Genomic DNA, 25681 nt, shown 5'->3' with positions numbered 1-25681 from the left:
TTGGCATTCACAGGTGCCGAAACCTGACCCCTGGGTTTACAATCGCCGGACACCTGCCTGGAGTCTGTCTGTGTTAACCCATCTCGATTCCCAAGGCCGCGCCAATATGGTCGACGTCAGCGACAAAGCCCTGACCGTCCGTGAAGCCGTGGCTGAAGCTCTGGTGCGCATGCGCCCGCAAACCCTGCAGATGATTGCCCAGGGCGATCACCCCAAGGGCGATGTGTTCGCCGTGGCGCGTATCGCCGGCATTCAGGCGGCGAAAAAAACCAGCGACCTGATCCCGCTGTGCCATCCGCTGATGCTCACCAGCGTCAAGGTTGAACTGATGCCTGAGGGTGCGGACGCCGTGCGCATCACCGCGCGCTGCAAGCTGACCGGGCAGACCGGGGTAGAAATGGAAGCCCTGACCGCCGCTAGCGTCGCCGCGCTGACCATCTATGACATGTGCAAGGCCGTGGACCGCGGCATGGTGATCGAAGGTGTGCGGCTGCTGGAAAAAGTCGGTGGCAAGAGTGGCCACTTTATTGTTGGAGAGCAGGCATGATCCGCGTGCAGTATTTTGCCCGTTATCGCGAGGCCCTCGGCCTGGATGGCGAGCAATTGAGTGGTAGCTTTACTGACCTTGAACAACTGCGCCAACACCTACTGGCCCGCGGCGGCGTGTGGGATGTGTTGGCCGAGCAGAACCTGATGTGCGCGCGCAATCAGGAACTCTGTAGCCTGGACGAGCCGCTGACAGCCGGCGATGAAGTGGCGTTCTTTCCCACCGTTACCGGAGGCTGAGCATGGCCATTCGCGTCCAGTCGCAACCCTTCGATCCGGGCGTCGAGCTGAACGCCCTGCATGCCGCCAACCTGGGCATTGGCGCGGTGGTCAGCTTTGTCGGCTATGTACGCGACTTCAACGAGGGCCGCGAAGTCGGCGGCATGTTTCTCGAACACTTCCCTGGCATGACCGAGAAGGCCTTGGGCAAGATCGCCGAGGAAGCCGTCCAGCGCTGGCCACTGCTGGGCATCGAAGTCATCCACCGCATTGGCCGTCTGGAACCCGGTGAGCCGATCGTCTTCGTCGGCACCACCAGCGCCCACCGTCAGGCGGCATTCGATGCCTGCAACTTCGTTATGGACTACCTGAAAACCCGCGCACCGTTCTGGAAGAAGGAAGACACCGCCGAAGGCCCGCGCTGGGTCGAAGGACGTTGCTCGGACCAGGACGCCGCCCAGCGCTGGAAATAACCGCTTAGGCAGGCCCAACTCCGTCGCCGTGCGATCCACCGCGAGTCTGGCTTTAGCCACCAATTCGTCCAGGTCGATGCGCCCAGCCACCAAGGTCGGTGCCATGATCATGCGCCCTGGGTGGAGGGGATAATCCCCCCACCTTGAAGCCGATGATGCGGCAGCGCCAGGTGATATCGCCCTCATTGGCGAAGTGTTTGCGGCGGGTCATGCAAAGCAGTCGCGGCTCAAGCGTTTCAGGGAAAATAAATCCATTCCCTTTGACCGACGTCCTCATCCAAGAGTGAATACACTATGCGCCAGCATATCCCGGGCCATATCTATGGCTACCTCGAACAAGGAACTTGCCTGCATGGCCTCTCCAGATAAACAGCAAAAACGTGCCCAGCGGGCTAAAGCCAAGGCTAAGCAGAATCGCTCGGGCACGGCCAAAGCCCATGTCGTACACCCGCTGCTGGCCAATCCGCTGATCAACGAGCCGTTTGATGATGTTGAAATCGACCTGAGCACCTTCGACTTCAAGGACATCGAAGAGCACGGCTTCGACCCGGCGCACTTCGATGATCTGTTCCAGGCGATGAAAGTCGGCGAGGGCATCAGTCTGCTGGCGATGTGCCTGGTGTTTCTGCAATACCCGGTATTGGAACTGGTGGTCGCAGAAGAGGCGGAAGACGCTGCCACCGACTTTATGATGGGGCTGCTGATCGTCTATCGCGGGATTTTCCACGAGGACGACGAAGACACAGCAGTGGAATGGATCGGCAGCGATGCATTCCAGCATGCCTACAACGAAGCCTCGATGATCCTGCAAAAGAAGAACGCTCGCGGCACCCCAGGTGCTCGTGCATAGGCTGGCTTTAACCGCGCTTGCTGCCTGGGGCGCCGAGGCGAGCGGTTGTTCAGCCGCTAGAGAGCAGGCCGTGCAGGGTTGCCGCCTTGAAGATCGGCTCACTGCTCACTATGCGAACGCCATCCGGGCCGCTATCCAGTAGCCGGCGCTCGCTCTCAGCGACTAATAGTTCAAGGTCATAGCCAGCCTCAGCCAGGCAACGTGCGATGTCTTGCAGCGCATCCTGCGCCCAGGGGGTTGCGGACTCGAAATGCCCCATCAGTTTGGTGTTTCGGTGAACCATAAGCCGGTATCTTTTCATTCTGGTTTCTCAACAGCGGAGTGCCGCTGCTCGGTGCTGCAGCGGTACTCGGTAATGAAGGGTGGGTGCTACAACGCGGCGTGCTGGGCTACCTCCAGCCAGTGGCTGATGACGCGCCCGGCGGCTTGGGTCAGGTAGGGTTGCGCCGCACGCGCCTGGGCGCGCAACGTGCGTGGATCGATGCCAGATTGGTGCAGTTCACTGGCGTGGCCAACCAGCCAGCTTTCTATCCGCGCCGGATCGGCCTCTAGATGGAACTGCAAACCCAGCACCTGCGAGCCGAGGGCGAATGCCTGGTTGGTGCCGATAGCCGTGGCGGCCAGGTGAGTTGCGCCGGGTGGTATGTCGAACTGATCGCCATGCCAGTGCAACACGGCCATGCCCTCCAACGCCGCTAGAGGTGATGCGCGTCCGGCGCCGGTCAGTGTCAGCGGTGCGAAGCCAATTTCCTTTCTGCCGAGGGGATAGACGTTGGCACCCAGGGCTCGCGCGATCAATTGGGCCCCGAGGCAGATTCCCAGCAGTGGTCGAGCGCTGGCCAGGCGTCGGCGCAGCAGTTGCAGTTCTGCTGCAAGAAAGGGATACAGCGCGTCGTCATAGGCGCCGATTGGCCCGCCCAGTACGATCAGCAGATCCGGGCTTTCCACATCCAGCGTGGCGAGGTCGTCCAGTACGGCATCGACATACTGCACCTGATAATTCATCTCGTGCAGCAGCGGCTCCAGGGTACCCAGGTCCTCAAAGTGCAGATGGCGAATGGCTAGGGCGGTTTTCATCGTTAACCTCTCGATCATTCAGGGCGTGCGCATCCTAGGTTCAGAATGCGCAGTAACTTCCAGCCAGCTCGACACGGCCGAAACTGGCATTGGCGTCGAACGGGGTGATGGCCAGCAGTTGGTCGAGGCGCACCTCGAACTGGCCGTTATCGTTTTCCAGTACGAGAAATTCTTCCTTGCTCGGCGCCGTGCGCGTGGTCAGCGCCCTGGCTGCGAAGCTTTGCCCGTCTAGCAGTTCGATCTGCAAGCCGTAGCTGTGCATACAGGCGATCTCCAGGTAGTCGTGCAAATCGCAGTTCAGGGGCTGATACGCGTTCATGATGTGTCTCCTAGCAGCCTTGCAGCGGGATGATGTAGTAGCCCTGCGCAGTGACGGCAGCGGCGATTTCGGGGTGGGCCGGTTCGCTGTGGCAGAACTGGCAACGGCTCTGTTCGATGTCGGCATCCTGTACGCCGCGCTCGGCCACCCAGTCGCGAGCGTACTGGGTGGCGCGAGCCTGGTCGGTGCCTTCGATAAGCACATCAAAGTGTAGGTAGCGGCCGTCGCGGGTGCGCACATGGGTATCGAATACATTCACTTTCATTACTTTTCCTCCTTCCAGGTAGCCGGCAGCGACAGGTCGCCGGAGGCCACGTCCCACACGCTGGAAACACACAGCAACGGGTTATGCAGATCGGCGTTTACCTGCAGCGCAGCGGTTACGCCGTCATAGTTGAAGCTGGCCGGAAAACCGACTGCCGACAGCGGTACGCGAATCTGCGCGGCGTCGTTGTTCACGCTGAGGTTATAGCCGGGCGAGTCGATGTAGAGCGGTGCGCCAGGCCAGGTGGCCGGTAGTTTTGGCTTGGCACCTTCAGGGATGTCGCGCACCTTGAGGCCGCTAGGGCCGCAGCTGGCGTCTTTGCTCAGCACTACCCAGTGCGAGTGCCACAGGCCGCCATCGTTGGCCTTGTCGCCGTCGCGGTTTTCGTCGAGCTGGGGCGTGTCGTCGAAGTCCGGGTGCGAGGTCAGGGCCAGGGCGAGGATGCCCGAGCCTGGCTCGAAGCCGACTGCAGCGCTGTCCAGGCTGGTGGGCCAAACGTAGCTATAGACCTCGGCACCGGCAAAGCTGCCCTCGGCTGTGGGCGTGCGGCTGCCGGCTTTACCATCGACCAGTTGTTCGAACACCAGGTCGCTGCCGTCTTTGAATACGCGGGTATGTACCAGGTCGAATGCAGCGTCGACCTGAGTGCTTTTCTCGCTGTGAATGCCGCCTGGGCCATGAGCCCAGGCCGTGCTGGCGAGTAACGCAGAGAGTGCGAATGCGAGAGGGGTCTTCATGCTCAGCTCCTCACTTCAGGTCGTCGATGGACGCGCCGAAGTTCAGGTGCAGCACCTGGCCTTCGTGCACAAACGCCGGGACTGACTTAACCCCGGCCAGTTCGGCTTCGGTGACGCGCTGTGGTTGTTCGCCCAGGTGAACTACCTCGACCTCCAGTGTTGGGTCCAGCAGGTTGAGCAGGGTCTGTTCGGCCGAAATACAGACAGGGCAGCCGGCGTGATAGAAGCGTGCGTTGGTCATTTCGAGTCTCCGTGAGTTATTGGTATCGATTCGATACTGTGGCAAAGGTGACGCTTGATCATGCCTTTGTCAATATGGTTTTTAATCGATACTATATGTCGACAGGAGTGATATATGACCGATCCAACCCTTTTCGATCTGCTTGAAAGACTCTCCAGCCTGACCCGCATCTGGTTTCGCCAGCACCCGTTGCTGGCCGAGTTGCAACCCATTCAGCTGAGTGCGCTGATGTACCTGGCGCGTTGCAACCACTACTCCAATACGCCGCTGGGAGTGACCGACTACCTGGGCCTGACCAAGGGCACGGTGTCGCAGTCGCTCAAGGCGCTGGAGGCCAAGGGGCTGATCGTCAAAACCCAGGATGCGCGCGACAAGCGCAGTGTTCACCTGCAATTGACCGACGCTGCCCGTAGCCTGCTGGCCGCTCTGTTACCGCCGGCTTTTCTCGCTGAGGGTGAAGCGCGCATGGGGGAGCGCGGCACGCAGCTGGAGATGCTGTTAGGCGAGCTGCTTCGCGAGGTGCAGCGCAGTGCAGATGTGCCGAGCTTCGGGTTGTGCCGCAGCTGCCGCTTCCACCAGCAGATCGATAACAAGCCGTTCTGCGGCTTGACTAAGGAGCCTCTGGCGCCCGCCGATGCGGCGCTGATCTGTCGTGAACATCAAACCTGCGAGGTAGACGTATGAGCCTGCCCACCATCCGCCTGGATGCATTGCTCACCGGACGGGCACAGCCATTTACCCGACCTGGCTCGCGCAGTGCCATCGACAAACAGCCGCAACATGGCCAATTGACGGTGACCACGCTCGGTCTGAGCGGTGATGAGCAGGGCGATCTGCGCGTGCACGGCGGGGTGGAGAAAGCCATTCACCATTACCCGCGTGAGCATTACGCCGCTTGGGCCGCCGAGCTGGGGGCGCATCCGCTGCTGGCGCAGCCGGGAGCCTTTGGTGAGAACTTCAGCAGCAGCGGTTGGACGGAACATGACGTCTGCCTGGGTGACCGCATTCGCGTGGGCACGGCGCTGCTGGAGATCTCGCAAGGGCGTATGCCGTGCTGGAAGCTCAGCGACCGTTTCGGCGTGGCTGAATTGGCCCTGCGTGTGCAGCAGTCGGGGCGCACCGGCTGGTATTACCGGGTGCTGGAGGAGGGCGTAGTCAGCGCTGGCGATAACCTGCAACTGGTCGAACGGCAGTTTGCTGACTGGTTGCTGACCCGCTTGTCTGCCGTGCTGTTCGATAAGCGAGTGGAAAGCGAACTGCTGCGTGAGTGCCTGGCCCTGCCATTGGCGCCGTCGTGGCGGCGCACCCTGGAGCGGCGGCTGGAGAAGGGCTTGGTCGAGGACTGGGCACCCCGTCTGCAGGGCAGAAGTGCAGCTGAATAACGCGGCACTATCCTTTAGTCGTAAGCGCGGTAAGCCGATGCGAATGCTTCTACACTGGATTCGCGCGTTGATCTGCGGATGTCCAATACCGGCGTAGGGCGCTTTTCTGGGGGCGGTATGAGCCGGCTGATCTGCGCTGACTTTGACGAATTCGAAGAGGCTTTATATGGGGTAGAGGGGCATTACGTGCTGCGCTCGCGGCAGCAGCGCGATTGGCGTCTGCGCGTCGTTGAACTGAACGGCGTGGCCCTGATGTTCGGCCGTGAGGGCGCTGGCACCGTTTACAGCGGCGTCGGTTTGCCGGGTTTCTTCAATATCTTCCTGCCGCTGAGCCGCCACGAGTGCACCGTATTGGGCGGCCAGCGCCTGGACCGCCGTCTGATTGGCTGGATGGTGCCCGAAGCGATGTTCCATATCGACGCCAGCCAGCCAGCGAGCTGGATGACGGTGGCGATGTCCTGCGAGCTGGTGCTGCGTTGGGCGCAGCAGCATGAGGACGAGTTCGACGCGTCGATCCTTTCGCGCAACCTGATCTGCCGGGCCCAGCAGGACTTGGCACCGCTGGTCTGGCTGGCGCTGCGCCTGCTGCGTATTGATCATTGCGCACCGCAGGAACTGCATGCCCCGGCGGCCGAGAGCGCGGCGCGCAACGAGCTGATGGCGCTGGTGTTCCGCAGCCTGCTGCCGGCAACGCCTGCGCAGCGCGGTGTGGCCGCCCAGCAGAGCCATCAGCAGATTCTGCGACGGGCGCTGGAACTGCTGGATGCGATGCCGGATGCCCCGTTGCATATGGTCGACTTGTGCCAGGCCTGCAATACCTCGGAGCGCACCTTGCGCAACCTGTTCACCCGCTACCTGGGCATGAGCCCGCATCGTTATCTGATGCAGCACCGCCTGCACGCGATTCGCCGCGCCATTCTGCGCGCGCCGCCAGGGGAGACCATCACCGATATTTGCGCACGTTTTGGCGTGTGGGATTTCGGCCGCTTCGCCGGCTTCTACCGGCGCTATTTCGGCGAACTGCCGTCGCATTCGCTGCGCAGTCGGCGGCCTGTGCCACCGGCTTTGTCGCTCAGTCACCGTTGACCCCACGCTGCAAGGTCGCGCTAGGGTATTCGCCGAATAGCGCGTGGTAATTCGCCGCCATACGTCCGCAGTCGGTGTAGCCGAAACGTTGAGCGACCTCTGCAACGCTGGTGTGACTCTGGTCGGCCACAGCCAACGAGGCACGCAGCAGGTGTAAGCGGCGCAGGCGCAAATAACGCGCCGGAGCCATACCCAGAGTGGCGACGAAAGCGCTGCGCAGGGTGCGTTCGCTGACGCCCACTGCGCGGCATAACTCGGCCAGGCGCGGTGTACGACCGGTGGTGATCGGTAGCAGCTGCAATACCTGGCTTAGCAGACTCTCGTAAGTGGCTTGGCGAGCACGCTGGCGCGGCGTGGTGCGTGGTGGCATGGCGGCGTCCTAGCCGTAGGTGATGGCTCCAGGCTGCACTGAGCTGCAGGGCAGCGATACGTAAAACAGGCAAATCTACAGGCTGAGCAACTTTGCCGATTTTACGTAGCCGGCCACTGCTGAATGCCGTCAGCATCAGCTCACTGCTCGCCATCCGCTGCCCCGCATTCGGCGTCCTGACGAGCCCCCAGAAGTGTTCGAGCATTGTCGACGCGAGTGGAGGCTATATGAGTCTGTCGAAGCGCAGTATGGGCATCCTCTGGCTGGTTCTGGCCGCTGCGCCCGCCTTTGTGCGGGCTGAGTCGCAGGGGCCGCAGCTGCTTGAGGTCGAGCCGTTCGCCGAACTGCCAGCCGGCGTGCGCTATCCGGAAGGGCTCGCCGTCAATCCGCACAACGGCGAAATCTACGTCGGCACCTTCGATGCCCGCCAACCCGCCAGCGCCCGCAATAACCAGCTGCTGCGTTATACGGCGGACGGCCGGCTGTTGGCGCAACGCGCGTTTGCCGTTACCCCACTGACGGGGCTGGGCTATGCCGACGGCCAGATATACATCCTCAATTTTGGCGCGGGCAAACTGCAACGCATTCCGGCCGAGTTTGCGGCAGATACTCCCATTGAGGATCTACTCGACTTCCCGCAATTGAACCCGCCGGCACCGGCTGCGCGCGCGGTGGCCAACCCGGACGGCAGCCAGGATCAGATCCACTTTGGCTCCAACGGCATGCCTGCACCCAACGGTCTGGTGTTCGCTCGTAACGGCGACCTCTATGTTTCCGACTCTTTTCAGGGCGCGCTGTATCGCATCGCCAATGCCACGCGATGCAAGCCCTGCGCGCTAGAGGTGCTGTCGCGTGATCCGCTATTGGCCACGGCGGGTTCTCTGCCCTTCGGTGCCAACGGCCTGGCCTTCAGTGCCGACGAACGTCAGCTGTATATCAACAACGCCGGTGACGGTCGCCTGCTGCGGATGGGCATGCCGAACGGCGAGGTGCAGGTGCTGGCCGAGAGCTTGCCGGGGGCTGATGGCTTGTTGTTTCACGACGGTTTGCTGTGGCTGCTGGCCAATCAGATCGACCAATTGTTCGGGATCGATGAGCGCGGGCTGATCCGCGTGCGTGCGGGTGGTTTTCAGGGCATCGCCAGCAATGGCGCGCCGCGTGGCCTGCTGTTTCCCGCCAGCAGCGTGGTGCAGGGCGAGTGGATGGTGGTCAGCAACCTGGCCCTGCCGTTGACGCCTGCCGAGGGCGATGAGTGGGAAGAGCGGGTGAGTACCTGGAACCTGATGCGTGTACGCCTGCCGCAATCGTCAATCAAAGGAGAGCCCGCCGATGCCGCAAAACCCTGAACAACCCCTGAATAAAGGCCGTCGCCAGCTGCTACTCGGCTCGGCCGTGCTGGCCACAACGATGTTGTTACCCCTAGGCGGTTGCATGCGCGGCAGTGGCTCCGCAGCAACCGGTCCGCAACCTGAGAATGGAGAGCGCAAGACCATGGGCACTATTACTACTCGCGACGGCACCGAGATTTATTACAAGGACTGGGGCACAGGCCCGGTTGTCGTCCTCAGCCACGGCTGGCCACTCAACTCCGATAGCTGGGAGGCGCAGATGTTCTTCCTCGCTAATAACGGCTATCGGGTGATCGCCCACGACCGGCGTGGCCACGGCCGCTCCAGCCAACCCTGGAACGGTAACGAGATGAACACCTACGCCGATGACCTGGCTCAGTTGCTCGATCACCTGGATGTACGCGGTGCTGCGCTGTTTGGCTTCTCCACCGGCGGCGGTGAGGTGGCGCGTTATATCGGTAAGCACGGCACGGCGCGAGTGGCTAAAGCCGGGCTGATCTCGGCGGTTCCGCCGCTGATGGTGCAGACCGAGGCCAATCCCGGCGGTCTGCCACTTTCGGTGTTCGACGGCATTCGTGCGGGCTCAATTGCCGACCGCTCGCAGCTGTACAAGGACGTCGCCAGTGGCCCGTTCTTTGGCTACAACCGTCCCGGCGCCAAACCCTCCCAGGGGGTGATCGACGCCTTCTGGATGCAGGGCATGATGGCCGGGCACAAGAACGCCTACGACTGCATCAAGGCCTTTTCCGAAACCGATTTCACTGAAGACCTGAAGAAGTTCTCCATCCCCACGCTGATCCTGCACGGCGACGACGACCAGATCGTCCCGGTGGACGCCGCCGCACGCGCCTCGGCCAAGCTGGTGCCGCACGCCAAACTGGTGATTTACCCCGGTGCGCCCCACGGCATCACTGATACCCACAAGGAAAAACTCAGCGCCGACATGCTGGCCTTCCTGCGCAGCTAAGCGGCTGTCAGCGGCATTGTGTACACCTATTGAAAGGGCAGGTATATGAGCAGCAAAACAGCGTTGATCGTGGTGGATATTCAGAACGATTACTTTCCAGGCGGGCTGTGGACCCTGAGCAAGGTCGAGGCAGCTGCCGCCAAGGCGGCGCAGGTGATCGCCGTGTTTCGTGAGCGCGGCGATCTTGTCGTGCATATCCGCCATGAGTTCACCAGTGCCGACGCGCCGTTCTTCCGCCCCGGCAGTGAGGGCGCGCAGCTGCACCCCAGCGTGATCAATCAGCCCAACGAGCCGGTGGTGCTCAAGCACTACATCAACTCCTTCCGTGAAACCGAGCTCAAGGCCGTGCTGGATCGGCATAGCATTGAGGCCGTCGTGGTGGTGGGCAATATGAGCCATATGTGCGTGGACGGCATCACCCGCGCCGCCGCGGATTTAGGCTACGCCACCACGGTGCTGCACGACGCCTGCGCCACCCTCGACCTCGAGTTCAACGGCGTCAAAGTGCCCGCTGAGCAAGTTCACGCGGCCTTTATGGCGGCGCTCAGCTTCGGCTATGCGCAGGTGATTTCCACTGCAGAGTATCTGCAGGCGCTCTAGGAGGTCCTATGAGGCACATGATGACTTTTGCATGTGGGGCGTTGCTGTTAAGTCCTGCCTGGGCGCATGACGGCGGGGGTATCCACAGCGAAAAAAGTGCTCAGGTCGAGGCTGCTTTCGACCTAGTGCATACCCGCGTATTCAAGGACGGCAACGATCTGGTGTTCGAACAACTGGTCGACGGTAAAGCCGGTAGCCGCACGCCGACAGCCAAGGGCAGCTTCGCTGGCGCTGAGGTTTACAGCTACGTCTGGCCCACCAGCCTGGACAGCGGTGTAGTTGGGTTTGAGCAGGGCTCGGGCATCCTTGCCCTGGCGTTGACTTCGCATCCGGACTTCGACGACACGCCGCAGCTCGATGAGAACGGCGATGGCGACAAGGCCAACGATGGCGGCCTGTGGCACTCACATTGGGTGGTGCTGACCAAGGACACCAACTGCGGTCCCAGCGGCCTCAAGGTGCGTGATATTTCCGAGGGTGCTAAGCCCAAGCTGCCGCCTACCTGGCCTGGTGTGCCGATCTACATCGACTCGCCCGGCTATGACCTCAGCGTGAAGAACGATGCCGCGCAGATACGTGTACCGCTGACCGCCGCCGGTTTTCCCGCCAGTTTCAACTACGACGGGGTAGCCACTGCGTTGCAGGTAAACGCCGATCTGCATAACCCGCTGTTGTGTGTTTCCAGCGTGTGGGATGTGGCCTCCGGTGACCTGTCGCTGCCTGCAACCTGGAAGTCCACGGACTAAATCATTCAGCGGAGCTGCCTCTATCGTTGCCGGCGGCTGTCTGACGCACCTGTTGAGGAGTACCTGGCATGTCCACGAACAAACTGACTCATGCCACCGGCGCGCCGGTGGTCGACAACCTCAATATCCAGACCGCCGGGCCACGTGGGCCGGCGCTGCTGCAGGATATCTGGCTGATCGAGAAGCTTGCCCATTTTGACCGTGAGGTGATTCCCGAGCGACGTATGCATGCCAAGGGCGCCGGCGCTTACGGCACCTTCACGGTGACGGGCGACATCAGCCGTTTTAGTCGCGCCAGTCTGTTTGCCTACGTCGGCAAGCAGACGCCGCTGTTCGTGCGCTTTTCTACCGTGGCGGGCGAGCGCGGCGCGGCCGATGCCGAGCGCGATATTCGCGGCTTCGCGGTGAAGTTCTACACCGATGAAGGCAACTGGGACCTGGTCGGCAACAACACCCCGGTGTTCTTCTTCCGCGACCCGATGCGCTTCCCGGATCTCAATCATGCGGTCAAGCGCGATCCGCGCAGCGGCCTGCGCAGTGCCAGCAATAACTGGGATTTCTGGACCCTGCTGCCCGAGGCGCTGCACCAGGTCACCATCACCATGAGCGAGCGCGGCATTCCGCGCAGCTATCGGCATATGCACGGTTTTGGCAGCCATACCTTTAGCCTGATCAACGGCGACAACCAGCGGGCCTGGGTCAAGTTTCATCTGCGCTGCCAACAGGGTATCGAGAACCTCAGTGATGCCGAGGCGGGCGCGGTGATCGGCCAGGATCGCGAAAGCCATCTGCGCGATCTCTATCAGAGCATCGAGCATGGCAACTTTCCACGCTGGACGTTGTGCGTTCAGGTGATGAGCGAAGAGCAGGCGCAGCGCCATCCGCATAATCCCTTCGACCTGACCAAGGTCTGGCCGCACGGCGACTACCCGTTGATCGAGGTCGGTGTGTTGGAGCTGAACCGCAACCCAGACAACCACTTTGCCGAAGTAGAGCAGGCGGCTTTTTCGCCGGCCAACATCGTCCCTGGTATTGGCTTTTCGCCAGACAAGATGCTGCAGGCACGGCTGTTTTCCTACGGTGATGCCCAGCGCTACCGGTTGGGCGTCAACTTCAACCAGATCCCGGTTAACACGCCGCGCTGCCCGTACCACAGCTACCACCGCGACGGCGCCATGCGCACCGATGGCAATCAGGGCTCGACCATCGCCCATTTCCCCAATAGTCAGGGCGTCTGGGAGGATCAGCAGGAACTGCGCGAGCCGCCGTTGCCACTCGACGGCAGTGCGACCAACTGGGATCACCGTATTGACGACGATCATTACCAGCAGCCCGGCGACCTGTTCCGCCTGATGAGCCCGGCGCAGCAGCAGGCGCTATTCGATAACACAGCCAGAGCGCTGGGTGATGCACCCGATGAGGTCAAGCTGCGCCATATCGGCAACTGCAACAAGGCTGACCCGGCTTATGGCGCGGGTGTAGCGTTGGCGCTTGAGTTGCTGCGCTGAAGCTGAAGATTCTTTGATTTGGAGCGAATGATCATGAGCCTTTCCATATCTGCCTGCACAGTACCCAACCAGTTCGTTGAGGTCGACGGCCGCCGTCTGGCGTATCGAGTAATTGGCGAGGGCACGCCGCTGGTGCTGTGCTTGCGCTTCAGAGGCATCATGGACGATTGGGACCCCGCCTTCCTTGATGCGCTCGCCGCGCGGGGCTTTCGGGTTTATATCTTCGATTACAGCGGTCTTGGTTGGTCCACAGGCCAGCCCACCTATGACCCGGCCGCACTGGCCAAGGACGTCATCGATCTGATCGGCGCGCTGCAGCTGGGCAGGGTGGTGCTGGGTGGTTGGTCTATCGGCGGCGTCGCGGCGCAACTGGTGTTGTTGCAAGCGCCGCAACTGCTCAGTCATCTGCTGCTGATTGCCACAACGCCGCCCGGCCCTCTGGTCAAAACCGGTGAACCACAGTTCTACCAACTGGCGGCTCGCGATAACGATTTCGAGGATTTCGTCAGCCTGTTCTTCGAGCCGACCTCGGCGAGTAGCCGTGAAGCTGCGTTGCGTTCGGCCGAGCGCATTGCCCAACGCAGAGACGGGCGCTGCACGCCGGTACCTTATGCCTGGGCCGCGCAGTCCCTGGGTGACGGGCCGCGCAATCCGATGTTTCCGCTGCAGGCTGCGCTGGATGCCCTCAAACAAACGCAGACGCCGGTGCTGCACCTCGGCGGCGATCACGACATCGTCTTCCCCGTGGAGAACTGGTACGCACTCAATCGCGCCTTGCCCACTCTGCATCTGCTGACCCTGCCCAGCACCGGGCATGGGCCACAGAATCAATATCCCGACGCCAGTGCGGCGTATATCGCGGCGTTTATTTCGGGGGAGCGCGCTGCTGATCGGGCCTAGACACTTTCTTGCAGCCAAGCGGCCAAACGCACCAACATCGCATCGCAGCCATCGAGCTGCTGCTGGCTGACAAACTCATCCGGCTTATGGCCCTGCTCCATGCTACCCGGCCCGCAGACCACGGTGGGGATGCCGGCCTGGTGGAACAGCCGCCTTCGGTGCCGAAGGCCACGGTCGTGCGCGCGGGGCCGCCGCTGATCAGCCCGGTATGCGCCTTGGAGTAGGGCGGGTCGAAGCGCGCATCCTGAAGCTCGACTGCGCTCAGGCGCTGGGCGAGGTGCTCACGCCTGCGCCTGGCGTCTGCGTATTGCCATTGCGAGTACATCAATGAGCCACCACAGCAGCAGGCCGGGTAGCAGGGCGATTGCAAGCAGGTGCAGGTGTCCGAGAAACAGCCCGAAGAAAATCTCTAACGGCGCCCAGGTATTACCAAAGGCCTGAGCAAAGACCTTGCAGCTGAAGTAGGCCGCCAGCACAGCCAGCAGAACAAAGCTGGCAGCTCGCCACTGAGGCGTTTTCAGCGCCCTAACTGAGGCTGCGTAGAGCAACATGCTGGGTATCGATAGCAGCAGGATTTCCAGCAGCGGGTAATCGACATCAATCAAAAATGGCCATTCCAGCGTGACGCGTTGGTTGCGCAGCTCACCAGTGACGGCGCAGATAAACAGCCCAGCCACCAAGGGAATGCCCAGCGCCTGAATGGTTGCGAAGTTAAAACCGAGAAAGCGTTGCATGTTTGGATCCAGCACATAAGAAGGTGGTCGGCATGGTGGCTTCGCAAGAATTAAACAATTAATCCATTCGGGACTTTATCGCCAAGTGCAGGCGCGGCAAGTTGATCCGTTGCTGCGACGTTCAGTTTGTTTGGCGTAGGCGCTTGCGAAACGCCCCGGGACTTTCCCCGCAGAGTTGCTTGAACAGCTTGGCAAAGGTGGCGCGGTCGGCATAACCAACCTGTTCGGCGATCTGCTCCAATGACGCCGGGCTATGTAGGGCTCGCTGTGCAGCGCTGATGCGCACGCGTTGCAGATAATCGTTAGGCGTCAGCCCGGTGCTCGCCTTGAAGCGCCGCAACAGGGTGCGCGATGAACAATTGGCCTGAGCAGCCAGGCGGTTGAGGTCGATGGCTTCGCCATGATGGCGATGCAGCCATTGCAACACTGGCGTGAGCTGGCCATCCGCGCTGGTTGGCGGCAGTAACGGGGCGAAGCGTGACTGCTGGCCACGTTGGCTGTCGAAGACCAAGGCATTGGCCACCAGCTGCGCCAGGCCGTCGCCGCCATGCTGACGGATCAGGTGTAGGCACAGGTCAAGCCCGGCATGCGCGCCGCCTGAACTGAGCAGGTGACCATCTTCGCAAACCAGTTGCTCGATCTGCAGAGTGACCTGTGGGAAACGTTGGCGAAACTGAGCAGCCAGCGCCCAGTGAGTGGTGGCGCGGCGTCCATCGAGCAAACCAGCGGCAGCCAATAGAAAAGCGCTGCTGCACAGGCTGGCCAGTTGCTGGCGAGGCGGGCGCTGCGCCAGCCAGGGCAGCAGGGCGGCATTGTCGCTCAGGGTGCTGTCGATGGCGCTGCCACTGGCGGCGAGCAGAATCAGGTCGGCGTGTTCGGCGAGACTCAGGTCGCCGTCGACCTGGATTTGCGCAAAGCCCAGATCGACCGCTTGTCCATCCAGGCTGACGCGCTGCAACTGGAACAGCCGCTGCTCGGCTAGACGGTTGGCCAGCACAAAAGCGTCCATCGCCATGCTCAGGCTGGAACACACGGTTTGCGGGCAAACGTACAGGGCAATCTTCAGCATGACGCGCTCAGGCTTGATGGGGTTGGCGATTATTGACACAAGTATGTCTTTTGCGCCAATCGCGCGGCAGCGCTTTAACGGCAATACTGCTCGCACGTCCCCTACCGGAGTTCGCCCTATGACTCACCCCAATGCCGCGCTGATCACCCGTTTCTATGAAGCCTTCCAGCAGCTGGATGCCGAGACCATGGCCGGCTGTTACAGCGCAGACGTGCAGTTCAGCGACCCGGTGTTTACCGACCTGCGCGGTGCGGCTGCCGGCGATATGTGGCGCATGCTCTGCGCCAAGGCTCAGGGCTTTTCCCTGACCTTTGATGGCGTGGCGGCGGATGATCATTCTGGGCGGGCGCGCTGGGTGGCGACCTACACCTTTAGCCAGACTGGCAATCAGGTGGTCAACCATATCGAGGCCAACTTCCGTTTTCGTGACGGCAAGATCTGCGAGCACCGTGATCACTTCAATCTGTGGCGCTGGGCCGGTCAGGCGCTGGGCCTTAAAGGTCGACTGCTGGGCTGGGCGCCGTTTGTGCAGAACGCCATTCGCCAGCAGGCGGGTAAAGGTTTGGCGGCCTTTCAGAAGAGTCGTTAACAGTCCGTTGAGAAACTACCTACGTTGGCAATGCTGCGTTAAAAACAGGCTCGGAAAGCCGCCTGGCTAACGCGCTGCAGCGCGGCCCGAAGGGCGAGCGAAGCGAGTCATGCTCATGTACAAAAGTACACTCGCGTGCGAGCCCAGTCCGCTTCCTCGCCGCTTTGACCAGCCGGAGGCTGTTACTACGTAGCGCCTTGTCTTGCCTGCCTCGCCTACGTTTTCAACGGTCTGTTAAGCTCGGCGACCTACTTTGCCTGTCTGTCGATCTTCGTGATGTCTGATGTGATCTCTGTGGAAATCCCTGCTGCTGCCAAGCCCTGGTTTGTCTATCTGGTGCGGGCGGCCAATGGCGCGCTGTACTGCGGCATCAGCGACGATCCGCACAAGCGCTTTGCCAAACACCAGAGCGGCAAGGGTGCGCGCTTTTTCCACTCCAGCCCGGCCCAGGCCCTGGTGTACATCGAACGCTGTGCTGGCAAAGGCGATGCGCTGCGTCGCGAACGGGCGGTCAAGGCCATGAGCAAGCTGGCCAAGGAGGCCTTGGTGGCTACGGCGTCTGTTATCGCTGTAGCTGATAGCGCGATATCAGGCTAAGCGGGTAGGCCGCTACGGTTTGCGCGGTTAAGCTGCTGGTCTACCTGAACTGCTGCGGAGCCTGTTATGCACGAGTTGATCCTGCACCATTACCCAACCTCGCCCTTCGCCGAAAAAGCGCGGTTGATGCTCGGTTTCAAGCAGCTGTCCTGGCGTTCGGTGCTGATTCCGCCAATCATGCCTAAACCGGATCTGACCGCACTAACCGGCGGCTACCGCAAGACCCCCGTGCTGCAGGTCGGCGCTGATATCTACTGCGACACTGCGCTGATCGCCCGCCGTCTGGAAGCGGAAAAAAGCACACCCGCGCTGTTCCCCGAGGGCCAGGAATTCAATGTCGCCTGCTTCGCCCAGTGGGCCGATTCCCAGGTGTTTCTGCACGCGGTCAGCTTGGTGTTTCAGCCAGAGTCCATCGCTGCGCGTTTCGGCAAGCTGCCTCCGGAGTTTCTCAAAACCTTTATCGCAGACCGTTCGACGTTGTTTACCGGCGGCTTGGCGGCGCGCATTCCGCTGGACTTAGCCAAACACCAGTGGCCCACGCTGATGACGCGTTTGCAGCAGCAGCTTGAGCGCGAACCGGGCGACTTCCTGTTTGGTGAGCCGTCGCTGGCCGATATCGCCATGGCCCACCCGCTGTGGTTCCTGCGGGGTACGCCGGTGACTGCGCCACTGGTCGACGCCTATCCGGCAATCACCGCCTGGCTGGCGCGGGTGCTGGACTTTGGTCACGGCTCATTCAGTGACATCAGTGCTGAAGATGCCGTCGGAATCGCCCGTGATGCTACTCCGGCTGCTTTGCCGGATGCAGCGCTGGCTGATCCAAACGGTTTTGCCGTCGGCCAGCAGGTGGCGATTTCCGCCATCGATTACGGTGTGGATGCGGTGGAAGGCGAGCTGGTCTTTAGCGGCAGCGAAGAGCTGATCCTGCGCCGCGAAGACCCACGCGCCGGCACCGTGCATGTGCATTTCCCGCGTGTGGGTTTTGCCATCAAAGCGCTGTAAGGCTGCAATGCTCGGCGCGCACGGTTTAACGTGCGCGCCGAGGTTTTAGTACGCGGCTCGCATCGCTTTGGGGTCGTAGCCGTGCACCAGCGTGCCCTTGATATCCAGCAAGGGCACCCCGCGGCCACCTAGGGCCTTGAAGGTCGCCTGGCCGGCTGGGTCTTTCTCGATATCGATTTCCCGATAGGCAATCTGGTCCTGCGCCAGTTGTTCGCGGGTCTTGGCGCAGTAGCCACACCATTGCGTGGCATACAACACCACTTCGCCCGGCCGCTCGGCCAGCGGTGGTTGAAACCAGCGCTGCACCGTGTCCCAGTGTTGGAACAGCGCCAGGGCGCTTAGCAGCAGGATGACTTTCTTCATGGGGCGTTCCTTTGCCGGGTTCTGTTGAGGGTCTAGTGAGTCGGCTAACTGCGCTGCAATTCTTCCAAACTGAACGGCGGCGGGGTATCCGGCCAGTCCAGCTGCAAGCTTTCCAGCTCGCGGGCCAGCAGACTAGCCACCAGCCAGTCGCGCAGCCAGCGATGATCCGCCGGAATCACGTACCAGGGCGCTGCGTCACTGTGGCTGGCCGTTAGCTGCTCTGCCCAGCGCTGTTGGCGCAGGTCAAATTCGCGGTAGGACTGCAGGTCGCTGCTGTGCAGTTTCCAGCGTTTATGCGGTTTTTCCAGGCGCTCTTGCAGGCGGCGTTTCTGCTCGTCTTTGGATAGCTGCAAAAAGCATTTCAGCGGCCGAATCGACTGGCTGATCAGCTCCGTCTCGAAGGTATGAATCGCCTGCTGGCGCGCGGGCAGCTCGGCGGCGCTGCACAGGCCATCCAGCGGGTCGCTGATCAGCCCTTCGTAGTAGCTACGGTTGAATACCCCGAGCAGGCCCAGCCCTGGCAAACGCCGCTGGTAGCGCCAGAGAAATTCATGGCGCTGTTCGCAGGCATCGGGTTTCTGAAAACTGTGAATGCGCAGGCCCTGAGGATCGAAGCTGCTGACCACCCGGCGAATCACGCCATCCTTGCCGGAGCAGTCGGTGCCTTGCAGGATCAGCAGCAGGGCATTACGCCGATTGGCCCAGAGCATGCGCTGTTGCTGGTTGAGCCAGGGGCGCAGTTCTGCCAGAGCCAGTTTGGCCATTTGCTTATCCAGGCCGAAGTCGCGCGCCGGACCCTGGGCAAAGGGCGCTGCCGGGTCACAGCGGCAGGCATCCAGCAGGTTGTCCGGCAGGCGCGTCATGGTCTTAGGACTTGCGGCGCTTGAGCTGATCGGTGAGCTGCGTCGGCAGGTTGCGGATCACCAGGGTGTCAGTGCTTTCGTCGTACTCGATCTTCGAGCCGAGCAGGTGAGCTTCAAAGCTGATTGATAGGCCTTCGGCGCGCCCGGTAAAACGCTGAAACTGGCTTAGGGTGCGTTTGTCCGCCGGAAATTCCGGAGCCATGCCGTAATCCTTGTTGCGGATATGCTCAAAGAAGGCCTTGGGCCGTTCTTCGTCGATCAGTCCGGATAGCTCATCGAGGGTGATGGGCTCGCCTTGTTTGGCCTGGTTCGCAGCATAGCTGACCAAGGTCTTGGTCTTCTCGCGGGCCTGTTCTTCCGGCAGGTCTTCACTTTCCACGAAGTCACTGAAGGCTTTCAGTAGGGTACGGGTTTCGCCCGGGCCGTCGACGCCTTCCTGGCAGCCGATAAAGTCGCGGAAGTACTCCGAGACCTTCTTGCCGTTCTTTCCCTTGATAAAGGAGATGTACTGCTTGGAGTTGGCGTTGTTGCGCCACTCGGAGATGTTGATCCGCGCCGCTAGGTGCAGCTGGCTCAGGTCCAGGTGCTTGGCGGCGGTCACGTCCAACGCCTCGTTCACCGCCACGCCTTCACTGTGGTGTAGCAGGGCGATCGACAGGTAATCGGTCATGCCTTGCTGATAATGGGCGAACAGCACATGGCCGCCGGTGGACAGGTTGGATTCTTCCATCAGCTTCTGCAGCTGCTCGACCGCCTGACGACTGAAGGCGGCAAAGTCCTGACCTTCGTCGAGGTAGTGCTTCAGCCAGCCGCTGAACGGGTATGCCCCGGACTCCTCATGGAAAAAGCCCCAGGCCTTGCCCTGCTTGGCGTTATAGCTTTCGTTGAGGTCGGCAAGCATGTTCTCGATGGCTTGCGAGGCAGCCAGCTCGGTATCGCGGGCATGCAGCACCGCGGGTGTGCCATCGGGCTTTTTGTCGATCAGGTGGACGATGCAGTGGCGGATCGGCATGGGGCTAGGTCTTCACGTCAGTCGCAAGGGGTGATGGTTCCTCGGCTGCTGGACGCGCCAGCACGGAACCCATTTACAAATGTGCGCAGAGTTTACCTGAGTACCGGCCTCTCTCCATCGGCCGGCGCGATGCGCCGGGCACTTAACCGCCGCGCAGGCGTCCACCAAAGCCCGATGATTGATGGCAAAATGCTGGCAATTTGCTTCTATATTCGTCGATAAGTTCTTATTTTCAAGAAAAATAGCGGTGAAGGTTCGCGAAGTTGAATATCCACGTCTAGGTTATGTAGCTGTCCACACGACGCAGTAAAGGGACCTATCGCGGCGGTGTCACAAGCGCTGTCGCACCTAAAAACTCCATATATGGATTGGAGGCAGCATGCATAACAAGATTGTGAGAAGCGGTCTGATTGTTGGAAGCCTACTGGCGGCGATCTCTGGCGAGGTGCTCGCCGAGTCGAATAAAAGCAGTAGCCAACTATTTAACGCGTTTTGGAGCCCATCGCGTTTGGGCCCTCTGGAATGCCGGTTTGGCCTGCTCAATAGCACTACTTTAGGGTTGCCGCGCTGTATGCAGGCGAGCAACACGTCCATCCATTTGCAGATGTTCAAGGATATCGCTCAAGCCAATGGCGGCAATCGAGCGGCGGGTTTGCCCGGCTATCAGCGCTCGCTCGACTATGTGAAGTCCACCCTGGAAGGTGCCGGCTACCGCGTGGAGGTGCAGCCGTTCCCCTTTACCGCTTATTACCCGCAAGGGCCGGGCGAGTTGCAGGCTTTAGCGCCGACGCCAGCGGTGTATGAATGGGATGTGGATTTCACCTACCTGTCGCAAACTGAGGACGGTGACATCAGCGCACCGGTGGCGGCTGTGGATATCGCGCTTGGTGCGGGCAACCTGTCCAGCAGTGGTTGTGAGGCTGAAGACTTTGTCGACTTCCCCTCCGGCTCCATCGCCTTGCTGCAGCGCGGTACTTGTAACTTTCAGATAAAGGCGGAGAACGCCGCGGCGGCCGGTGCCTCAGGGGTGATTATCTTCAACCAGGGCGACACGGAAGACCGCAAAGGCTTGCTCAACGCCACCTTGGGTGACAGCTATGCCGGCGGTATCCCGGCCTTTTTTGCCACCTATGATGTCGGCGTTGGCCTGGCGCAAAGTGCAGACACTCAGGTGCGCATGCTGGCCGACGTGGTGCGCGAGCGCACGCAAACGTTCAACCTGATCGCCGAGAGCCGTCACGGCAATGCCAACAACGTGGTGATGGCCGGTGCTCACCTCGATTCGGTGTATGAGGGTGCAGGCATCAACGACAACGCATCCGGCAGTGCCGCGTTGCTGGAGTTGGCGTTGCAACTGCAGAAGGTTCGGCCGAAGAACAAGCTACGTTTCGCTTGGTGGGGGGCTGAGGAATCGGGGTTGGTTGGTTCGACGTACTACGTCAATCAGCTTCCGGCAGAGCAGAAAACCAAGATCAAGGCGTACTTGAACTTCGACATGATTGCCTCGCCAAACTTCGCCTACTTCATCTATGACGGCGACGGCTCGGCGTTCGGTCTGCAAGGTCCGCCCGGTTCTGGCGCCATCGAGAAGCTGTTCGAGGAGTACTACAAACTGCGCGGCCTGCCGTCAGAAGGCGATGAGATCACGTTCCGTTCGGATTACGCACAGTTCTTCCTGGACGGTATCGCTTTTGGTGGGTTGTTTACCGGAGCTGAAGTGCTGAAAACGCCTGAGCAGGCGAGCCGTTATGGCGGTACAGCAGGCATCGCGCTGGACCCTTGCTACCACGATAGCTGCGACGATCTGAACAACATCGCCCAGCGTGCCTTGGAGATCAATGGCGACGCGATGGCCTTTGTGACCAGCTGGTTGTCGTTCTCCACCAAAGTAGTTGATGACCAAATCGAGGCTGCTACGGCCGAGAAGAGTGTGGCGCGTAGTGCGCAGAGCTACGACATCACTCACTGGGGTAAACACTGGATCAAGTGATTGGCTGAAAAGAAAAACCCCGCCAGGCTCTGCTTTGGCGGGGTTTTCTTTGTCTGTAAAAAATGTTCGCTGCTGCTTGGCGGTCTAACTGACCGTCAACTCCCGCTGCTTGAGCGCTTGCAGCCGTTCAATCATATAGCGCAAGTGCATGTGCAACTGGTACAGCTCATTGGAATAGGAAAGTGGTACTTCAATCCGCGCCAACTCGTCCTCCAGGCGCTCCAGTCGAGCGATCTCGGCGTTCAGGTCACGGGGTAGGTTGCCCTTGTACAGTTGTTGGTCGATTTCCCGCAGGTGCTTATACCAGCGGTAGATGCGTGCGCGGATACGCCACTGGTAGATCGGGCCAATAGCCTTGAACAGCGGAAACAGCAGTACCAGTAGCGGGATAGCCAGGATGATATAGCGGTCGGCCAGCGAGGCGATGCGAAATGGCAGATAGCGCTGCAGGATCGGCAGGCCCTTGTCGTAATAGTAATCGGCTTCGCTCAGGGTGTTGAGCGACAGTGGCGGTTTGGCTGGGTAACTCCCGGCAGGGTCGAGCAGGCTGCCATTCTTGAGGACGTTTTTTGCGGCTTCCAGGATCAACGGGGTCAGTGATGAGTGGAACGTGTCGCCAGCTACCAGGGTGGCGACCGGGCCGAGGGTGATGATGTCGCGATCCGGAGTGTTATGGGCCATATCCAGCATCCCTTCGCCTACATGCAATTGACTAAGGTAAGGCAGGCGCGCCAGATAGGCCTCGGTGCGGCGCAGGCTGACCAGGCGCACTTTAGGTTCAGCCGCCAAGCGCTGAATCAGTGCGTTTTCCGCAGGGCCAACGAAAAAGGCTGCATCCAGGGTGCCGTCAATCAGAGCCTCGGCGGCGCGGCTGCCACCCATTTGTTGCCAGCTCTGGGGATACTCTGCTGGGCCAATGCGGTTGGCGGCAAACAATGCCGCGGTAACCGCTTGAGTGCCACTGCCCTGAGCGCCAACCGCCAGACGTAAAGTCATCAGATCGGCCAAACGCTCGAACTTGGCCCCGTCAGCGAGAAACAGCCAAAGCGGTTCGCGGTACATCACGCCCAGGCCTTTCAGCTCCTCGCGTGTCTCATCGGGTAGGGTCAGTTCCTGGCCACTCTGCACCAGGGCCAGCTCCACATCACCCGCGGTAAGTTTGTCAAGGTTGTCCTCGGAGCCGGCGCTGTTAACCAGCTCCAGGGTGAAGCCCTGCTGCGCAAGTTCAGCCTGTAAGCGCTGGCCAAATGCATGGTAACCACCTGCCATCGCACCCGTTGCCATGCGGGCGTGCATCGGTGGCGGTGGCGCGACGAAATAGAACAGCGCACCAACCAGACCCGCGATTACCGGCACGAGCCATAGGTTGGCGAGAATAAGGATTTTCAGGTCTCGGAGAATGCGGCGCATAGTCGGTCCTTGTCGTTACCTGGGCTGAGAATAGCTGGCGTCCCTTTTATCAGGGTGTCGCTGCTGGATTGAGTCTGCGGCGTTTATCTGAAATGTGACGAAAATATGAAAAATAGATTGAGACACCGCAGTTAAGTCGCTAGTTTCGCCAACCTTTAAAATAAACCGGATGTAGGGATGCGCTACCTCAAGTCCTACCAGCAAGGCTTTTCCCATACCGTTGTCAGTGGCGATCTGACCTTGCATCTCGATGAAGAGGGGGCAGCAGATATCCTTGAGCCAATCGCCGCGCTGCTTGCTCAGCGCGACCACGGTACATTGCGCCGTAATATTTCCGGCTGCATGAGCGGTGTGCGTTCGCGACTGTTCGTGAAAACCGTCGAGCTGGAAAGCCTGCCTTCGCGGTTGCGTGTGACCTTGGGGCGCCAGCGTCGTCTTGGCTGGTATGACTGGCCGATAGCCGAACTGATGAACAGTGTCGATGCTCGGCGCCAAGGTGCCCCTGTGCCGCGCCTGCGTGGTTTCGGCTATCTCCGTCGGGGGCTGCTTCCTGTGCGCGAGTTGTTTTTGATCAGTGAAATGTTAGATGGCTATGTCGATGGTCAGTTCTGGTTGGCTCAACCGCAGATGCAGATTGAGCCTTTTCTGCAGAGCGCTTTTGCCCTGATCGGTGAGTTGCATGAGAAACAGGTCTGCCATCTGGATCTGTGGGTTGGCAATATCATGCTTGATCCGCAGCGTATGGAGGCGATGAAGGTGGTTGACCTGGAGAATTGCTATATCGGTCATCCGCCATACTGGTCCGAGGCTCTGGGGTTTCAGTTTGCCTTCCTGTTCTTGCGTCTGGTGCAGGAGCATATCGACGAGGCTCATTATGATCACTTGGTAAATGCCGCTTTGGACGCGTATGCGGGTATTGATCGTGCTGGCTTTGAACGCGTCTATTCGCTGTGCAAACAACAGCAGATCAGCCGCAAGAAGCGTCGTGACCTGCTGCTGACCGGTAATTTTCAGCTGCGCGATTAAGCCGCAATTTCAGTTCTGCCCAGCCAGCTGGCGTGTGCCGCGCTGCTCGCGCCAACGATCCAGTAACCCGAGCACCACCAGCAGGCCCAGGGCATAGCCGGCATCGATGCCGAGCATCAGCAGTACCAGGCCGCACAGCAGGGCGCTGAATGCGGCCAGCCAGCGCCAGATACCTCGCAGCAGCATCCAACCTGCAGCCATGCTCAGTAGATAGATGACTACAAAGTTGCCGTTGGCATAGCGGATTAAGTCATCCACGGTCAGGTTAAGCACGCTAGCCAGGCTGGCGCACAGGGCGCAGGCAAGTATCACAAATAGCAGCGCGCGGGCCGGTACGCCGTGCTGGTTGCGCTGAGCCAGGCTGGCCGGCAGTTTGCCTTCATCGGCCAGGCTCCAGATTAACCGGGCGAAGCCCTGCATATAGACATTCATTGAGGCGAAGCAGGCCAGGTAGCCCACGGTGGCGGCGATCCAGCGCGCTTTGTCGCCCAGCAGCAGGTCGAGCATGCGTGGCATGGAGGCCGCATCGGTCTGCACATCGCCGTAGGTATGCAGGCTCAGCACTGCCACCGAGCAGGCCCAGTACACCAGGCCGGCCAGCAGCACGCCGAACAGTAGGGCCAGGGGGAAGTCGCGTTCGGGGTTCTTGAACTCCTCGCCCATATGGGTAAAGGCCTCGATACCGACAAAACACCAGAACATCACGCCCAGCGCCGTCGGCAGCAAGTGCCAGGAGCCGTTGATGGGTGGCAGCAGCGGCTGGTTGCTGACGGGCAGGTCCCCGACCCACCAGATCAGCGCAATGGTGGCGATAATCGCCACGGCGATAGCGCCTTGAATCACTCCGCTGGCCTTGGCCGGGCGCTGGCCGAGTAACAGCATGGCGGCGAGTGTGCCCAGCTGGATCGCCAGAGCTTGGCCACGGCTAAGATCAAACAGCGCCTGCCAGAAGCCGCTGGCAATATTCAGCGCCGCGGGTAGGCCTACTGGCAGCACAGCGAGAAACAGTAGCGCGCTCAGGCGCTCCATTCGTGCACCGAAGGCGCGGCCAATGAGGTGCGGAGCGCCCCCGGCATGAGGGAAGTGGCGGCCCAGCTGCGCGAAGGTAAAGGCCACCGGCAGCACCAGGGCGATCAGCAGCATCCAGGCCCATAGCGACGCCTCGCCGGCAGCGGTGGCGGCCAGCGCAGGGATGACAAATATCCCGGTGCCGAGCAGCGAGGTGCTGAGCAGGCCAATCCCTTGCAGCAGGCCCAATTCCTGGTTCAGACGACTCATGTTGTATGCTCTGATGTTTTGCCGGCTATGGTAGGGCGCTGCCCTGCAAAGCGCCGCTGTAGAAGCGTCGGCGTTATCCAACAAAGTGACGGAATTGGCCGTCGTATTACCTT

Annotated in this window: 32 protein-coding genes and 1 pseudogene; 18 read left to right on the top strand and 15 right to left on the bottom strand. The window is 60.8% G+C overall.

The genetic code is table 11. The features are described from left to right. The first annotated feature begins 70 nt into the window (after nt 1-70). The 4 genes from moaC (at nt 71) to AACY25_RS04295 (ending at nt 2088) form a co-directional block, all read left to right on the top strand. A complete protein-coding gene (gene moaC / locus AACY25_RS04315) occupies nt 71-547 on the top strand; it encodes a cyclic pyranopterin monophosphate synthase MoaC (protein WP_339522737.1) in 477 nt (158 codons plus the stop codon). Further along, nucleotides 544-786 (top strand): MoaD/ThiS family protein, encoded by a 243-nt coding sequence (locus tag AACY25_RS04310; RefSeq protein ID WP_339522735.1) that lies wholly within the window; start codon nt 544-546, stop codon nt 784-786. Before moaC ends, AACY25_RS04310 begins: the two co-directional genes overlap by 4 nt. Nucleotides 787-788: 2 nt before the next feature. After that, the gene (moaE, locus tag AACY25_RS04305; protein ID WP_339522733.1) at nt 789-1238 is read left to right on the top strand and encodes a molybdopterin synthase catalytic subunit MoaE; all 450 of its coding nucleotides are present in this window, start codon (nt 789-791) and stop codon (nt 1236-1238) included. Between the two features lie 352 nt (nt 1239-1590). Next, entirely contained in the window at nt 1591-2088 is a 498-nt protein-coding gene (locus AACY25_RS04295) for a hypothetical protein (RefSeq protein WP_339522732.1), read from the top strand. Nucleotides 2089-2137: 49 nt separating this feature from the next. On the opposite strand, the gene AACY25_RS04290 is transcribed toward AACY25_RS04295, so the two are convergent. The 6 genes from AACY25_RS04290 to AACY25_RS04265 all read right to left on the bottom strand — a co-directional run bounded on the left by AACY25_RS04290 (nt 2138) and on the right by AACY25_RS04265 (nt 4727). Next, complete coding sequence (locus tag AACY25_RS04290) at nt 2138-2371, bottom strand: cytoplasmic protein (protein WP_339522731.1); 234 nt, start codon at nt 2369-2371, stop codon at nt 2138-2140. 86 nt (nt 2372-2457) lie between these two features. Further along, nucleotides 2458-3165 (bottom strand): glutamine amidotransferase, encoded by a 708-nt coding sequence (locus AACY25_RS04285; protein ID WP_339522730.1) that lies wholly within the window; start codon nt 3163-3165, stop codon nt 2458-2460. A 40-nt stretch (nt 3166-3205) separates the two neighbouring features. After that, nucleotides 3206-3484 (bottom strand): Rho-binding antiterminator, encoded by a 279-nt coding sequence (locus AACY25_RS04280; RefSeq protein WP_339522728.1) that lies wholly within the window; start codon nt 3482-3484, stop codon nt 3206-3208. 10 nt (nt 3485-3494) lie between these two features. After that, nucleotides 3495-3749: a DUF2024 family protein gene (locus AACY25_RS04275; protein WP_339522726.1), complete on the bottom strand. Its 255-nt coding sequence runs from the start codon at nt 3747-3749 to the stop codon at nt 3495-3497. Continuing rightward, a complete protein-coding gene (locus tag AACY25_RS04270) occupies nt 3749-4486 on the bottom strand; it encodes a hypothetical protein (RefSeq protein WP_339522725.1) in 738 nt (245 codons plus the stop codon). Before AACY25_RS04270 ends, AACY25_RS04275 begins: the two co-directional genes overlap by 1 nt. A 10-nt stretch (nt 4487-4496) precedes the next feature. Then, a complete protein-coding gene (locus AACY25_RS04265; protein ID WP_339522724.1) occupies nt 4497-4727 on the bottom strand; it encodes a thioredoxin family protein in 231 nt (76 codons plus the stop codon). A gap of 114 nt (nt 4728-4841) precedes the next feature. Here AACY25_RS04265 and AACY25_RS04260 point away from each other — a divergent pair, with 114 nt between their 5' ends. The 3 genes from AACY25_RS04260 to AACY25_RS04250 all read left to right on the top strand — a co-directional run bounded on the left by AACY25_RS04260 (nt 4842) and on the right by AACY25_RS04250 (nt 7195). Further along, on the top strand, nt 4842-5411 hold the full coding sequence (locus tag AACY25_RS04260; protein WP_339522723.1) for a MarR family winged helix-turn-helix transcriptional regulator: 570 nt from the start codon (nt 4842-4844) through the stop codon (nt 5409-5411). Next, nucleotides 5408-6109, top strand: coding sequence for an MOSC domain-containing protein (locus tag AACY25_RS04255; protein ID WP_339522722.1), 702 nt, complete (start codon nt 5408-5410; stop codon nt 6107-6109). The genes AACY25_RS04260 and AACY25_RS04255 overlap by 4 nt, the downstream gene beginning before the upstream one ends. Nucleotides 6110-6226: 117 nt before the next feature. Then, nucleotides 6227-7195, top strand: coding sequence for a helix-turn-helix domain-containing protein (locus tag AACY25_RS04250; protein ID WP_339522721.1), 969 nt, complete (start codon nt 6227-6229; stop codon nt 7193-7195). Here AACY25_RS04250 and AACY25_RS04245 read toward each other — a convergent pair. After that, complete coding sequence (locus AACY25_RS04245) at nt 7182-7565, bottom strand: helix-turn-helix domain-containing protein (RefSeq protein ID WP_339522720.1); 384 nt, start codon at nt 7563-7565, stop codon at nt 7182-7184. The two genes, AACY25_RS04250 and AACY25_RS04245, sit on opposite strands and share 14 nt — an antisense overlap. Before the next feature lie 227 nt (nt 7566-7792). On the opposite strand from AACY25_RS04245, the gene AACY25_RS04240 reads away from it, so the two are divergent. The 6 genes from AACY25_RS04240 (at nt 7793) to AACY25_RS04215 (ending at nt 13635) form a co-directional block, all read left to right on the top strand. Next, nucleotides 7793-8911 (top strand): SMP-30/gluconolactonase/LRE family protein, encoded by a 1119-nt coding sequence (locus tag AACY25_RS04240; RefSeq protein ID WP_339522719.1) that lies wholly within the window; start codon nt 7793-7795, stop codon nt 8909-8911. 145 nt (nt 8912-9056) lie between these two features. Further along, entirely contained in the window at nt 9057-9881 is an 825-nt protein-coding gene (locus AACY25_RS04235; RefSeq protein ID WP_339523826.1) for an alpha/beta fold hydrolase, read from the top strand. Nucleotides 9882-9926: 45 nt separating this feature from the next. Continuing rightward, complete coding sequence (locus AACY25_RS04230; RefSeq protein WP_339522718.1) at nt 9927-10481, top strand: cysteine hydrolase family protein; 555 nt, start codon at nt 9927-9929, stop codon at nt 10479-10481. Nucleotides 10482-10501: 20 nt separating this feature from the next. Then, the gene (locus tag AACY25_RS04225) at nt 10502-11227 is read left to right on the top strand and encodes a hypothetical protein (RefSeq protein ID WP_339522717.1); all 726 of its coding nucleotides are present in this window, start codon (nt 10502-10504) and stop codon (nt 11225-11227) included. Nucleotides 11228-11295: 68 nt separating this feature from the next. After that, nucleotides 11296-12735: a catalase gene (locus tag AACY25_RS04220; RefSeq protein WP_339522716.1), complete on the top strand. Its 1440-nt coding sequence runs from the start codon at nt 11296-11298 to the stop codon at nt 12733-12735. A gap of 33 nt (nt 12736-12768) precedes the next feature. After that, the gene (locus AACY25_RS04215; RefSeq protein WP_339522715.1) at nt 12769-13635 is read left to right on the top strand and encodes an alpha/beta fold hydrolase; all 867 of its coding nucleotides are present in this window, start codon (nt 12769-12771) and stop codon (nt 13633-13635) included. On the opposite strand, the pseudogene AACY25_RS04210 reads toward AACY25_RS04215, so the two are convergent. From AACY25_RS04210 to AACY25_RS04200, 3 genes and pseudogenes are all read right to left on the bottom strand, one after another. Next, nucleotides 13632-13840 (bottom strand): annotated as a pseudogene (locus AACY25_RS04210) (M20/M25/M40 family metallo-hydrolase); the annotation flags it as partial. The gene AACY25_RS04215 and the pseudogene AACY25_RS04210 overlap by 4 nt on opposite strands. Nucleotides 13841-13916: 76 nt before the next feature. Next, on the bottom strand, nt 13917-14369 hold the full coding sequence (locus AACY25_RS04205; RefSeq protein WP_339522714.1) for a hypothetical protein: 453 nt from the start codon (nt 14367-14369) through the stop codon (nt 13917-13919). A gap of 121 nt (nt 14370-14490) precedes the next feature. Next, on the bottom strand, nt 14491-15438 hold the full coding sequence (locus AACY25_RS04200; protein ID WP_339522713.1) for a GlxA family transcriptional regulator: 948 nt from the start codon (nt 15436-15438) through the stop codon (nt 14491-14493). 118 nt (nt 15439-15556) lie between these two features. Here AACY25_RS04200 and AACY25_RS04195 point away from each other — a divergent pair, with 118 nt between their 5' ends. From AACY25_RS04195 to AACY25_RS04185, 3 genes are all read left to right on the top strand, one after another. Beyond that, the gene (locus AACY25_RS04195; protein WP_339522712.1) at nt 15557-16027 is read left to right on the top strand and encodes a nuclear transport factor 2 family protein; all 471 of its coding nucleotides are present in this window, start codon (nt 15557-15559) and stop codon (nt 16025-16027) included. A 276-nt stretch (nt 16028-16303) separates the two neighbouring features. Beyond that, the gene (locus tag AACY25_RS04190; RefSeq protein WP_339522710.1) at nt 16304-16624 is read left to right on the top strand and encodes a GIY-YIG nuclease family protein; all 321 of its coding nucleotides are present in this window, start codon (nt 16304-16306) and stop codon (nt 16622-16624) included. 66 nt (nt 16625-16690) lie between these two features. Beyond that, nucleotides 16691-17626: a glutathione S-transferase family protein gene (locus AACY25_RS04185; RefSeq protein ID WP_339522709.1), complete on the top strand. Its 936-nt coding sequence runs from the start codon at nt 16691-16693 to the stop codon at nt 17624-17626. A 45-nt stretch (nt 17627-17671) separates the two neighbouring features. On the opposite strand, the gene AACY25_RS04180 is transcribed toward AACY25_RS04185, so the two are convergent. Genes AACY25_RS04180 through yejK form a run of 3 tightly spaced genes read right to left on the bottom strand, consistent with a single transcriptional unit; the run spans nt 17672 to nt 19864 of the window. Next, nucleotides 17672-17989 carry a glutaredoxin family protein gene (locus AACY25_RS04180; RefSeq protein WP_339522707.1) on the bottom strand — a complete coding sequence of 106 codons (318 nt, stop codon included), beginning with the start codon at nt 17987-17989 and terminating at the stop codon, nt 17672-17674. 44 nt (nt 17990-18033) lie between these two features. Then, nucleotides 18034-18852 carry a PPK2 family polyphosphate kinase gene (locus AACY25_RS04175; RefSeq protein ID WP_339522706.1) on the bottom strand — a complete coding sequence of 273 codons (819 nt, stop codon included), beginning with the start codon at nt 18850-18852 and terminating at the stop codon, nt 18034-18036. Nucleotides 18853-18856: 4 nt separating this feature from the next. After that, on the bottom strand, nt 18857-19864 hold the full coding sequence (gene yejK, locus AACY25_RS04170; protein ID WP_339522705.1) for a nucleoid-associated protein YejK: 1008 nt from the start codon (nt 19862-19864) through the stop codon (nt 18857-18859). Nucleotides 19865-20243: 379 nt separating this feature from the next. Here yejK and AACY25_RS04165 point away from each other — a divergent pair, with 379 nt between their 5' ends. Next, nucleotides 20244-21854 (top strand): M28 family metallopeptidase, encoded by a 1611-nt coding sequence (locus AACY25_RS04165; RefSeq protein ID WP_339522703.1) that lies wholly within the window; start codon nt 20244-20246, stop codon nt 21852-21854. Nucleotides 21855-21938: 84 nt separating this feature from the next. Here AACY25_RS04165 and AACY25_RS04160 read toward each other — a convergent pair whose 3' ends face one another. After that, nucleotides 21939-23264 carry a TAXI family TRAP transporter solute-binding subunit gene (locus AACY25_RS04160; RefSeq protein WP_339522702.1) on the bottom strand — a complete coding sequence of 442 codons (1326 nt, stop codon included), beginning with the start codon at nt 23262-23264 and terminating at the stop codon, nt 21939-21941. A 177-nt stretch (nt 23265-23441) separates the two neighbouring features. Here AACY25_RS04160 and AACY25_RS04155 point away from each other — a divergent pair, with 177 nt between their 5' ends. Further along, nucleotides 23442-24290, top strand: a complete 849-nt coding sequence (locus AACY25_RS04155) for a lipopolysaccharide kinase InaA family protein (protein WP_339522701.1) — start codon at nt 23442-23444, stop codon at nt 24288-24290. A 9-nt stretch (nt 24291-24299) separates the two neighbouring features. Here AACY25_RS04155 and yjeH read toward each other — a convergent pair whose 3' ends face one another. Beyond that, nucleotides 24300-25568 carry an L-methionine/branched-chain amino acid transporter gene (gene yjeH / locus AACY25_RS04150; RefSeq protein WP_339522700.1) on the bottom strand — a complete coding sequence of 423 codons (1269 nt, stop codon included), beginning with the start codon at nt 25566-25568 and terminating at the stop codon, nt 24300-24302. Nucleotides 25569-25681: the final 113 nt, after the last annotated feature.

Source organism: Pseudomonas sp. EA_35y_Pfl2_R111 (genome assembly GCF_963970955.1).
Classification (GTDB): Bacteria; Pseudomonadota; Gammaproteobacteria; order Pseudomonadales; family Pseudomonadaceae; genus Aquipseudomonas.
This window is presented reverse-complemented; position numbering and strand designations above follow the sequence as displayed.